Source organism: Paenibacillus sp. J22P90 (assembly GCF_059692195.1).
In genome coordinates this window covers 298,670-311,286 of sequence record NZ_JCAUAY010000003.1, presented here as the reverse complement: position 1 = coordinate 311,286, position 12,617 = coordinate 298,670, and the positions used below count along the sequence as shown (strand labels likewise).

General features: G+C 48.0%; 9 protein-coding genes. 5 read left to right on the top strand and 4 right to left on the bottom strand.

The window, feature by feature from the left end; translation table 11 throughout:
* Window positions 1-105 precede the first annotated feature (105 nt).
* The 4 genes from AC58UX_RS11735 to AC58UX_RS11720 are packed head-to-tail and all read left to right on the top strand — an operon-like array spanning window position 106 to window position 4,265.
* On the top strand, window positions 106-966 hold the full coding sequence (locus AC58UX_RS11735; protein ID WP_497252696.1) for a DUF8171 family membrane protein: 861 nt from the start codon (window positions 106-108) through the stop codon (window positions 964-966).
* Window positions 966-2,711, top strand: a complete 1,746-nt coding sequence (locus AC58UX_RS11730) for an ABC transporter ATP-binding protein (RefSeq protein ID WP_497252694.1) — start codon at window positions 966-968, stop codon at window positions 2,709-2,711. Before AC58UX_RS11735 ends, AC58UX_RS11730 begins: the two co-directional genes overlap by 1 nt.
* Window positions 2,689-3,495, top strand: coding sequence for an energy-coupling factor transporter transmembrane component T family protein (locus AC58UX_RS11725; protein ID WP_497252693.1), 807 nt, complete (start codon window positions 2,689-2,691; stop codon window positions 3,493-3,495). Before AC58UX_RS11730 ends, AC58UX_RS11725 begins: the two co-directional genes overlap by 23 nt.
* Window positions 3,496-3,515: 20 nt before the next feature.
* Complete coding sequence (locus tag AC58UX_RS11720) at window positions 3,516-4,265, top strand: PHP domain-containing protein (protein WP_497252691.1); 750 nt, start codon at window positions 3,516-3,518, stop codon at window positions 4,263-4,265.
* A 32-nt stretch (window positions 4,266-4,297) separates the two neighbouring features.
* On the opposite strand, the gene AC58UX_RS11715 is transcribed toward AC58UX_RS11720, so the two are convergent.
* From AC58UX_RS11715 to AC58UX_RS11700, 4 genes are all read right to left on the bottom strand, one after another.
* The gene (locus AC58UX_RS11715) at window positions 4,298-4,792 is read right to left on the bottom strand and encodes a hypothetical protein (protein ID WP_497252689.1); all 495 of its coding nucleotides are present in this window, start codon (window positions 4,790-4,792) and stop codon (window positions 4,298-4,300) included.
* Between the two features lie 27 nt (window positions 4,793-4,819).
* The gene (locus AC58UX_RS11710; RefSeq protein ID WP_497253639.1) at window positions 4,820-5,998 is read right to left on the bottom strand and encodes an MGDG synthase family glycosyltransferase; all 1,179 of its coding nucleotides are present in this window, start codon (window positions 5,996-5,998) and stop codon (window positions 4,820-4,822) included.
* Between the two features lie 28 nt (window positions 5,999-6,026).
* Entirely contained in the window at window positions 6,027-6,602 is a 576-nt protein-coding gene (locus AC58UX_RS11705; RefSeq protein ID WP_497252687.1) for a thymidine kinase, read from the bottom strand.
* A gap of 61 nt (window positions 6,603-6,663) precedes the next feature.
* The gene (locus AC58UX_RS11700; protein ID WP_497252685.1) at window positions 6,664-7,644 is read right to left on the bottom strand and encodes an HD domain-containing protein; all 981 of its coding nucleotides are present in this window, start codon (window positions 7,642-7,644) and stop codon (window positions 6,664-6,666) included.
* Between the two features lie 375 nt (window positions 7,645-8,019).
* Here AC58UX_RS11700 and gltB point away from each other — a divergent pair, with 375 nt between their 5' ends.
* Window positions 8,020-12,612 (top strand): glutamate synthase large subunit, encoded by a 4,593-nt coding sequence (gltB, locus tag AC58UX_RS11695; protein WP_497252683.1) that lies wholly within the window; start codon window positions 8,020-8,022, stop codon window positions 12,610-12,612.
* The last annotated feature ends 5 nt before the right edge of the window (window positions 12,613-12,617 follow it).

The following is a 12,617-nucleotide window of genomic DNA, read 5'->3' as shown; positions in this document are numbered from 1 at the left end:
ATATAATAATGAAATTATTTTTACAAATTAAACAAACTAGCTTAACGCACATTTAACACTTCCCAATTACGATGAAGGAGAAGAAGAAATTGGGAGGTTATGGGAATGAGTAAAACACTAACGAATCAACAGCAGCGGAATCAGTCACAAAATTTAATGGTCTTCGTTTTATCTATGGCTCTTTTCGGATTAGCAGATTTGGTAACGGAGTTGATTCCTGATGTCGGTTTCGGACCGATTGAAATCGGTGTCCCGTACTTCGGGTTTGTTGCACTCATTCTAGTTATGTTATTCAACCCTTTTTACGCAGCCCTCGGCGCGGCAATCGGTGAAGTTATTTTTGGAGATTTACTGATGGGGGATTTCGGCGGGATTGGGGAGTTTGAAGGTGTCCTAACGTTATTTATCGGTCTCTATATTGCTGGCCTGTTAGTTACCAATGCCAAAAGTAAAGTGAACATTGCTATTGCAGGCATGATTGGTATTGGCATTGACCAGATGCTGAGCGGGGTTTCCGACATTATTAAAGTCTCTGTTGGTGTAAAAGAATTTGAAGCCATTGAGGGGTTACCGCAAAGTATCGTTTTTCTTGAATTAATCGAAAATTTGAATGAGTGGATCGTTGCAGGATTAATTGTAGGGATTATCCCAGCCATGTTTATGATTCCTAAGCTGCACGGTAAGCTGGAGCCGTTGCTGGGCATGAAACCGCGCACCAACGGGATGTATCGCGCAGCAGCAGGAACGGTACTTGCCCTAAGTGTTGGCGTATTTATCCTTGCCGTGTTGCTTGGTGTATTGGGTGAATCCATTGAGCTTGGCGAGTGGAAACCAGATTTTGTTGATCAATACGGAGGCGGCTTTATCTGGGTTGGTATCGGAATTGCAGCATTGGTTGCCGTCGCTGTCACGTTAATCGGGCTTGCTTCACGACGTGGAAATGGCTCTCGTGCTGAGAGAGTATGATGACAACAGACGGTGTTGTTGAACTTAAGGGTGTTATTGCACTCAAGGATGTCTCGTTCTGCTATCCTGGATCGGAGCGCATGGCGCTCCACCAGGTTACATTGACAATTAATGCAGGGGATTTTATTGCTGTCATGGGGAGCAATGGCAGCGGCAAATCCACGCTGTGTAAAGCGTTGAATGGACTGATCCCTCACTTTTATGCAGGTGACTTTGATGGCGAGATTAACGTATGTTCTTTAAATCCGCTGCAAAGCACGGTGTCGGAGATGTCAAAGCACGTAGGTTATGTGTATCAGGATTTCGAGAATCAGTTAGTTCGGCCTACTGTGTTGGAAGAGCTGATTTTTGCCAGAATGAATTACGGATATGCAGATTATCGTGAAAAAGCATTGGAAATCATGGAGCTGCTCGGTCTAACCTCGATCCAGCATAAATACATATGGCAGCTGAGCGGGGGACAAAAGCATATGGTGGCTCTTGCAGCCGCCATTGTCATGGAGCCCTCTGTTCTCGTCGTGGATGAACCAGCCGCACAACTTGACCCGCTGAACGCCGTTCATATCTACGAAGCGCTTAAAACGATGAATTTAAGGTATGGTACAACGATTATTGTCATAGAGCACCATACTGAATTTATTGCGGAATATTGTAAGCATGCCATTCTGATGGATCAAGGTAATCTGGTCTGGAAAAAGGAAACCGCAAGTGCACTCAATGAGGTAGAGGCCTTGCTTGCGCGCAACATCTATCCACCGCAGGTTACCCAAGCGGCTTATCAATTACAGCCAGAACGTAAACCCTACCCTGTTCGACTTCTGGAAGGCGTAGAGGTGTTTCAAAAAGACGAACTTGCAGTAAATCGTGTTCAACCCCAAATCCACGAAGAAAAACGGGATTTCATTGCTCAGTTTCGTAACGTTTCTCAAAGGCATCTAACGGTGTTGGAGCGTTCCGAAAAAACCGTGCTGAATCAGATCAACCTTGATTTCTTTGAGGGAGAACGTATCGCACTTGTGGGTGGGAATGGAGCTGGAAAATCGACGTTGCTGAAGTTAATGACGGGGTTGACGAAACCATCCCAAGGCACGGTTTACGTTCGGGGCAGCGATACTTGCAAGGTTACGCCAGAGCGATTAGCCGAGCATGTGGCTTTCATCTATCAACAGCCCGAGGAAATGTTCATCACGGATAACATTTGCTCGGATATTGCTTTTTTTCAGAAAGCACGTAACGTCTCCAACTACAATGACGATGTGGATCAATTACTCGAAGATTTTCGCTTGAAGGAAATTCAAGAGCAGGACGGCAGATTACTCAGCGGTGGACAACAGCGAAGAGCTTCGCTTGCAATTGGTATGGGCATGCGCCCAGAGCTGTTGCTGCTGGATGAGCCAACAGCCAGTCTAGATGTAGCTAGCCGTAAGCAAGTTGTAAACATGCTGAGTCGAATTGGCAGCAAGGTGAAAACGGTAATCATTGCAACCCATGATATGCAGCTGGCAGCAGACTGGGCAAACCGAATTATCGTACTTGGGCAGGGAGAAGTGTTGGCTGATACGACGGCGCAAGCTTTATTCACTGACACTCATCTCATGAACAAGGCGGGGTTACAGCCTCCGCAAATTGTATCGCTTAGCCTTGCTATAGGCATGCATCCGCCTGCCTTAAGTGTAGACGCGTTTTGCGCCAGGCAGCGCTTGCTGAGGGAGGAAGAGACACGTGATCAACAAGCTGTTAACTAATCTATCGATCGAGCGGCTCAAGCTGACATTACTCAAAATAGTTTTTGTGCCAAACACAACGTTTCTAACCAAATTTGACCCGCGCGTGTTATTGCTGTGGTATATGCTTTTCGCCATCCTTCCTTGGTTTATGTATAATCAAGCGTTGCTGATCGTCTTATTTATGACGATGCTCGTACTTGCTTTAATCTCTCGTGTCAGTGGACTCGTTATGGCCTTGATGGCCGTTAGCACCATATGCAACTTGCTGTATTTAATTGTGCTGACGCTCATCCTCGGCGGTGATATACAAGCTTTCACGGCTATGATTACGTTGACATTAAAGCTGTTGTCTGTCGCCTTAGTCAGTGTTGCGGTCTTTACCAGTCTCAATCCGGAGAAATTCAGCGACGCGCTATTAAGTCTGGGGGTGCCCGCACAAGTATGCTTTGGCATATCATATGGATATCGTATGATTCCCATTTTAATCGAACAGTACCAGCATATTATATACTCGTATCGTCTTCGAGGCCGCATGCCGGAAGGAAGTGTGAGAAAGCTGTTTTATCTATGTAAAATTGCGATTCTTGCCTTCTATCCGATGCTGCTGAATACGGCCAAACGTACACGTACGACGGTAGAGGCGCTTGAGGTGAAAGGTTTTACGTACTCCCTTCATAGTAAAGAGGCCAAAAGAATGAAGTTATCCTATCTACAATTATCTTATAAAGATGCGATGTTTATTGGAGGCACATTGCTGTATGTAATAGGCCTGTATGTGATAGGGACTATTTTTTATTTGTAACCAGAAATGAGGGAAAGATCATGTGGATAGACTTTCATACCCATACGAAAATGTCCAAAAAGATCGATTTTCAACTCGATTATTTTATGAAAATGGTGCGCAGCGCCCAAAAGAACGGTTTAGATGCGTTAGCCTTAACGGAGCATTTTAACACGAAACGCTATGAAGATATTTACACGACGCTCAATCAACATTTCCCGTATCACCATGATTACTATGATGTGGATGGGTTTAAGGTATTCGCTGGGATGGAAGTGGATATTCGGGAGAAGGGGCATATTCTGTTAATCGGGAACCGTGAGGACATTGGGACCATACGCAAGGCGTTTAAGGGTAAAACAGAAAAAGCGAAGTTTCCGACTTTTGAGGATGTACTAGGTACAGCCGAACGATTCAATGTGCTTAAAATAGGTGCTCATCCTACGCGGATTTCCACTCCGCTAACCCATTTGAGTGATGTGCAATTACGACGGTTTGATGCGTTTGATCTGAACGGGAAAGATGTCGCAAAGCAGAAAGATACGATCGCAAGCTTACAGCAGTTGGGACAGCGGCTAGGCAAACCAGTTGTATGCGGCAGTGACTCGCACTTGCCCGTACAGTTTGGTTGTGTCAGAAATAGATTATTCAAGGAATGCGAAACCATTGATGATCTGCGGCAATGTCTAGTAGAAGGCCAGTACGAAATTAACATCTCCGACTATGCTGCGCTAAAAGTGTTTGCCGCGCGATTCGTGAAACGCACCCTGAAGCTAGCAGGCCAATGTTAAGCGTATGAATGAAACGGGAGTGAAACGCCTACTTACTTCGTAGGCGTATCACTCCCGTTTCCATTTCCGTTCGTGCCATTCGTATTTTTCCCGTTAAAGAACGTCGATGTAAGATCGCGAAGCTTCTCCATAAACTTCCCGTACCCATAGCCCGTCAAAAAGGCGAGAGAAATACGCGCTGGCATAGAGTCGTCGACCTCGAGAATCATAATCCCGCTCTGGAATAAAATAATGGTAACAATCGCAGAGCCGAAGCAAAGAATAGGCCGCATGAGGTACCAGTAGATCCACTGTGTGGTAAGTTCTTGATAGTGCTCATGAAACATGCGTAAGCCGTATAAGGAACCGCCTAGCGCTCCTGCAAAGCCAAAGATCGCATACTCATGAAAGAGGAGAAAATCAACGCCCATCACCTTTTTCTCAAAGGTTGTGCTGCCTAGCACAGCCATCATCCATAGGCTGCCGACAAACCACATCATTAAATAGCCGAAAATAGCCTGCTTGCCGAATCGGTGAATGGGATTCATAACAAAACACCGCCCTCACAATGATTACTACCATTGTATGAGCGGTGTTTTTGATGATGCCTGAATATAGGAACGCTTATCCGACTGTTCGAGATAGGCGAGGATAGCTGCAGCGCAGCTTTTTCCATCCTCATTGTTGCCTTCACGGATGTCCGTTCTCCGTTTATCCAGTTCAGGATATTGCTCAAGCAGCAGCTTGAACCAATGGTCAATCATCGACAAGGATGTGATGCGTTGTCCGTATCCATTTTCCTGGAAATAGGAACAGTTTTTCTCTTCCTGTCCAGGAATCGGGTTGTAGAACAGCATCGGGATACCTTTGGTCATCGCCTCGGTACAGGTCATTCCGCCCGGCTTCGTGATCAGTAGATCGGAAATGTCCATCAGCTTGCTAATCTCCGTTGTGTAGCCAATGAGGTGGACATTCGGCTGGCGGAAAGCATCTTCTTCCAGCAGCTGCAGACGCGCTTTTTCATTGGTGCCGAGACAGATGAGCAGTTGAATATCTTTGCTCCAACTCGCTAAGTAGGTCAGAAGCTCTTCTTTTTCTTCTTTCTTGAAAACGCCCCAGCCTCCGCCCATCACCATGACCGTTGGCATGGCTTTAAGTCCGAATTCCTGGCGGATATGTTCCTTACTATGCGCTTTGCGGAAGTTAGGGTGAACGGGAATCCCTGTTACCTCAATATGCTTGTCCTGCACGCCGCAGTCCAGGAGACGTTCTTTCACAAGCGGCGTGGACACCAAATATTTGTCAACGGCCGAGTCTATCCAGGTGCCATGCACATCATAATCCGTGATGACGGTGAAGAGCGGAACCTGGAGTCCCGCGCGTTTCAGCCGAGAAACAATAATACTCGGGAATGGATGTGTGCAGACGATCAAATCCGGCTTTAACTGCTTAATGACCGACTTCGCCTGCGCGTAAAAGATGCGATGCAGCACGAGACTGGCTACGCGGCTCGGCCTTTTGTCATAGTGATTACGATAAAGCATACCATACAGTCTTGGTTGTGAAGTCACCGTGCGGCGGTATGCCGAGAAGACCCAAGGTGCTAAGGTAGGATGCAAAAAAGCGCCAAGCTCAATCACGCGTGTAATCATGTCTGATGAGGATTGCCGAAGCTCGCCAGACAACGCGTGAGCAGCTTGTGTATGACCTTTCCCAAAGCCCTCAGATAATAGCAAAATCCGTTTTTTACGCAAGGAACTCACCTTTCAATGTTTGTCATCTCTAGATTTGAGCAGCTTTCTTTTTGGACGCGTAGCATTTACGGCATACTGGCACGTAGCTTTCGTTCCCGCCAATTTGGATCTGCTCGCCATGGAAAATAGGTGTGCCGTCTTTGCAGCGCATATTCATGATGGCTTTTTTATCGCAATACCAACAAACGGTTTTGATTTCCTCAATTGTATCAGCCACTGCTAAAAGAGAATTGCTGCCTTCGAATAATTGTCCCATAAAATCAGCTCGAAGCCCGTAAGCGATGACTGGAATGTCGAGCTCATCGACCACTTCAATCAACTGAGCGACCTGAGCTTTGTTCAAGAACTGAGCCTCGTCGACCAAAATACAATTCGGACGCTCGGTCTGCGCGAGGGCGACCATATCTAAATGCTCATCGACAACGATGGCTCCTTTTTGCATACCAATGCGGGAAACGACTTTACCAACTCCGAAGCGATCGTCCACAACGGAAGTGAGGAGAAGCACCTTTTTGCCCTGCTCCTCATAATTATGAGCAACGCGTAGGACTTCAATCGATTTACCGCTGTTCATTGTGCCATAACGAAAATACAATTTAGCCAAAACTGGGACAGTCCCTTCTGCGGATGTATGATATGTAAATTCAATAAATGCGAAATGCGAATTATATCGTGAAAAAGTATGTCGCCGCCATGCTATCCAACTCAGCCAGCTTCATGGCAATGTCAAAGCTAACCTCGGATGCAGGTTTATCGCCAAGTAAAGGCTGCTTCTTGTAAAGCTTCCCGATCTTGACTTCAATGCTGCCAGGAACAGGTTCCTGCATAATTTGAATACGATGCGGCTCGTACATGAGCACCTGAATGGTTTCTCGTGCCGTTTCGTTGTTACTCTGCAGCAATTCCTGGATCAATTCGTGATCCATCAATGCAGGAATACGATCCCTCATGCTTGGATTGGACTCGCAGTGATGAGCCGTTGCTTTTGCCAGCAGCGCATCCATGGCAAGAAATTGCGGGTGAAGGAAGAGGCGATGATCTTCCACAATCGCATCAACAAGCGCTGTAGCGGCTGCCTCATCCGCTTCGATGTAGGGGCCGCGTAAGCGAAGCCCTTTTACAAGCTCAGAGGGTGACATCGTTGTCCGCAGTCCAGCATAGTAGGTGTCACGCAGAAAGCTATCCAGATGATCAAAACCGATAATGGTTGATTTGTTCGTTAGCGGTGTTTCTTGCTTCAAAAGCTCGATAATGGTCGGTGGTGAAATGCCGTGCTTAATCAAAATGTCAGCAACAACGCCCTGCCCGATCAGCTGTTCCGTATGACGGTGATGATTATACCCAAGTGTTCGTTCAACCGCATGGGAGAAGGGCAAGTGCCCGATATCATGGAGTAACGCCGCGATGCGCAGAAGTGGTTCTTCCGGGCAAAAGTGAGCCATGAGTGACCAAACGCCAACCGTATGTTCGAATCGTGAATGTGTAAGTGGTGAAAACAGAGCAGATGCTCCGAAATGGTGTAAAAATTTTAAACGGCGAACCGGCTTTGAGCGAAATAGCTCAATTTCAACCGGATGAGCTTCTATCTGCCATTGGTACAGAGGCTCGCTAATCATGCCGTCCACAAAAGTATGCTGTATACTCAAACAGAGCTCCTCCTAAGATGTGGGATCTGGATGTTGTTCTTGCAGCGGTAATTGTTATCATAGCATGAAACATAGAAAGTTTGCTATCACATGCACAGCTTGTCGTATTTATATAGGAAAAGAGATAAATACTCGCGTCTATACAATATGATTTAGGCGGCAATTCTATTAATATGAAAACCTTTTCAATTTAAATATTTTTAAATTGAACTATGGGAAACCAAGTGTTAATATAATATAAAAAATATTGAGAATATTTCCTCTACTTATTGCGGTTGTAGTCGAAATATGTAGCTTTCAATCTTTACTTTTTAGCACTTTAAAGCAGGCGTTTAACAAAGTCCAGCAAAAACGAGGGAAGAAAGGTTGCACAACATGACTATTAATGGATTACCTCCCAAACAGGGATTGTACGATCCGAGGAATGAGCATGATGCTTGCGGTATAGGCTTTGTCGCCAATATCAAGGGTGTCAAATCTCATGCCATCGTCAAGCAAGCGCTTCGTGTACTTTGCAATTTGGATCATCGCGGCGGGCAAGGTTGTGAACAAAATACGGGGGATGGCGCGGGTATTTTGATGCAAATTCCAGATACGTATTTCCAATCTGCCTGTGAACAAGAGAACATTAAACTTCCAGTTTCAGGCAGCTATGGCGTAGGCATGGTGTATTTGCCTCAGGAATTAGAGGCGCGTCAAGCCTGCGAGAGTACAATTGAGCGAATTGTCAAACAAGAAGGCCAGCAATTCCTTGGATGGAGAACAGTTCCAACAAATAACAGTTCCTTAGGAGATTCGGCGAAATCAGCGGAACCTTATGTTCGTCAGGTCTTTATCGGCCAAAGCGCGGATATTGCAACGAATCTGGATTTTGAGCGCAAGTTATATATTATTCGTAAATTATCTGAAAACGCTATCAAAAATTCCCTGCCGGGAGCGCAATTTTACTATTCTAGCTTGTCTAGCAGAACGATTGTTTACAAAGGTATGTTAACACCTGAGCAGGTGGATGCGTATTACGTGGAATTACAAGACGAAAAGGTAGACTCTGCCTTAGCGCTCGTTCACTCTCGTTTCAGTACGAACACCTTCCCAAGCTGGGAACGTGCGCATCCGTACCGCTATTTGATTCATAATGGTGAAATCAATACGCTTCGCGGAAACGTGAACTGGATGCACGCGCGTCAAGCGATGTGCGAGTCCGAACTGTTTGGTGAAGATTTCAAACGCATTCTTCCTGTCATTGATACCGATGGCTCCGATTCCCAAATGTTTGATAATACGCTTGAGTTTCTGATGCTCTCGGGTCGTTCTTTGCCGCATGCTGCTATGATGATGGTGCCAGAGCCTTGGTCCAAACATGAAAGCATGGATGATGAAAAGAAAGCGTTTTACGAGTATCACAGCACCTTGATGGAGCCGTGGGATGGGCCTGCTGCGATTGCCTTCACAGACGGCAGCCAAATCGGCGCGATTTTGGATCGCAATGGCTTGCGCCCTTCGCGTTACTATGTCACGACGGACGATCTGATCGTGCTTGCTTCTGAAGTAGGCGTATTGGATATCGAGCCTGAGCGCATCTTGTACAAAGACCGTTTGAGACCGGGACGTATGCTCCTTGTAGATACCGTGGAAGGCCGCATCGTGACGGATGAAGAAATCAAGAGCGGCATCGCTAGCGAGCAGCCGTATCGGGATTGGTTGAACGAGCATCTCGTTTCGTTAGAGGATCTGGAAGATGCGCCAATTGTACTTGGCTCTGACCATGACACGATACTGCAGCGTCAGCAAGCGTTTGGCTATACCTTCGAACAACTGCGCAAGACCCTTGAGCCTATGGGCAAAACAGGTGTGGATCCGATCGGTTCCATGGGTACGGATGCTCCGCTTGCGGTGCTTTCAGACCGTCCGCAGCTGCTTTATAACTATTTCAAACAATTGTTCGCACAAGTAACGAACCCGCCAATTGATGCGAACTTTGAGGAAATTATTACGGCACAGGGGACGACGATTGGACCAGAGCGCAACTTGATTAAGCCAGAGCCAGAGAGCTGTCGCCAAATCCGTTTGAAATCGCCGTTCATCTCCAATGAAGAGTTGGCGAAGCTGCGTCATATCCAGCGTGATGGCTTCATAACGGTCACGTTGCCAACGCTTTTCGAAGCATCAGCTGGTACAGCTGGTCTAGAGAGTGCGATGCAAGCTTTGTACAAGGCTGCGGATCAAGCGATTGTGGACGGAGCTACGCTTCTTATTTTGTCTGACCGTGGCGTAGATCGTGTTAACGCACCGATCCCAGCGTTATTGGCAACGTCAGGTTTGCACCACCACTTGATTCGCCAAGGCACTCGAACAAAAGTTAGTTTGCTCGTGGAGTCGGGTGAACCGCGTGAAGTGCATCATTTTGCTTTGCTGCTCGGTTATGGAGCTGGGGCGATTAACCCTTATCTGGCACTAGAAACGCTAGATGACATGATTCAGCGTAAGCAGCTTGTTGGCGTTGATCATGAGAAGGCTACTTACAACTACATCAAAGCGGTTACGAAGGGTGTAGTTAAAGTATTGGCGAAAATGGGGATTTCCACCATTCAGAGCTATCGCGGAGCGCAAATTTTTGAAGCGATTGGCTTGAGCCAAGAGCTGGTGGACAGCTACTTTACTTGGACGTATACGCCAGTTGGCGGTATCGGCATCGATGTGGTCGCGAAGGAAGCGATCATGCGCCACAACCGCGCGTTCTCCGAGCAAGAGGGCCGCGACCGTGTGCTCGATACAGGCGGAGACTTGCAATGGCGCCGTGACGGGGAAGATCACATTTATACCCCGGAAACTGTGCATGCGTTGCAATCCGCAGTTCGCAGCAACAACTACGGGATGTATAAGAACTTTAGCAAGCTCGTCAAACGTGAAGACGAGAAATATATGGCTTTGCGCGGACTGCTGAGCTTCAAGGCAGGGCGCACACCGATTCCGATCGAAGAGGTTGAGCCGATCGAATCGATCTTCAAGCGCTTCAAGACGGGAGCCATGTCCTACGGCTCCATCTCCAAAGAAGCGCACGAAACGATCGCGATTGCGATGAACCGCATCGGCGGTAAGAGCAATACCGGCGAAGGCGGGGAGCATCCGGAACGCTTCACACCGGATGCGAACGGCGATCTTCGCCGCAGTGCCATTAAGCAGGTGGCGTCCGGCCGCTTCGGCGTCACGAGCCATTATCTCGTCAACGCTGACGAGATTCAGATCAAGATGGCGCAGGGCGCGAAGCCCGGCGAGGGCGGTCAGCTGCCGGGAACCAAGGTGTACCCTTGGGTAGCCGAGGTTCGCGGTGTTACGCCAGGCGTAGGCTTGATTTCGCCGCCGCCGCATCATGATATTTATTCGATCGAGGATCTCGCAGAGCTGATCCACGATCTCAAGAACGCCAACCCACGGGCACGAATCAGCGTTAAGCTGGTATCCGAGGTGGGTGTTGGCACGATCGCTGCCGGCGTAGCCAAAGGGAAAGCGGACGTTGTCCTTATCTCCGGCTACGACGGAGGTACAGGCGCGTCACCGCAGACGAGTATTCGTCACGCGGGACTGCCGTGGGAGCTCGGTCTGGCGGAGACGCATCAGACACTCGTCCTGAACAATCTGCGCAGCCGTATCGTCGTCGAGACAGACGGCAAGCTGATGACAGGGCGCGACGTTGTCGTAGCTGCCCTGCTCGGTGCCGAGGAGTTCGGCTTCGCAACGACACCACTAATTACAATCGGCTGCGTGATGATGCGCGTCTGCCACTTGGATACTTGTCCGGTTGGGGTCGCTACGCAAAATCCGGAGCTTCGCAAGAAATTTGCTGGGGATCCACAGCATGTTGTTAACTTCATGACGTTCATCGCGAATGATGTGCGTGAAATGATGGCAGAGCTTGGCTTCCGCACGATTGAGGAGATGGTTGGACGCACAGATATTCTGGAGTCCAAGCAAGCCGTCGAGCATTGGAAAGCCAAAGGCGTCGATCTTTCGCCGCTGCTGCACCAACCAGACATGGGCGAAGAAGTCGGTCGCTTCTGCCAAATGGCGCAGGATCACGGCTTAGATCGCTCCCTGGACATGACGAAGCTGCTTGAGATTTGTGAGCCAGCGATCGAGCGCAAAGAGCACGTTCACGCGATTCTGCCAATTACGAACGTTAACCGTGTTGTCGGAACGATTGTGGGCAGTGAAGTGACTCGCCGTCATGGCGTGGAAGGTCTGCCGCACGATACGATTCGTCTTCATTTTGAAGGCTCAGCAGGTCAAAGCTTTGGCGCATTCGTTCCGAAAGGGATCACACTGTCCCTAGAAGGTGATGCCAATGACTACGTAGGGAAAGGATTGTCCGGCGGTAAGCTGGCTATTTTCCCATCGAGCAAGTCCGCTTTTGTACCTGAAGAGAACGTGATTATCGGAAATACCGCTTTCTACGGTGCAACAGATGGAGATGCTTACATCCGTGGTATCGCGGGCGAACGCTTCTGTGTGAGAAACAGTGGTGTGCGTGCTGTCGTTGAAGGTGTTGGCGATCATGGTTGTGAATACATGACAGGTGGTCGTGTTGTTGTTCTTGGTTCAACAGGGCGCAACTTTGCTGCTGGTATGTCAGGCGGTATCGCTTACGTATTGGATGAGAAGGGTGACTTCCAAAGCAAAGTGAATAAAGAGATGGTTTACCTGGAACAGCTGGAAGAAACGTATGAGATGAATGAATTGAAAACGATGATCCAGCATCATGCCACATTTACGGATAGCAGCGTTGCCCACCGAGTCATTCAACACTGGGATGAGTACGTTTGGAAGTTCGTGAAGGTTATACCGAAGGACTACAAACGGATGTTTGATGCTATCGAGAAGGTGAAACGCTCCGGTCTTAGCCAGCAAGAAGCGGTCATGGTTGCTTTCGAGGCGAATATGAGAGATGTTTCCCGCGTCGGTGGAAACTAACGAAA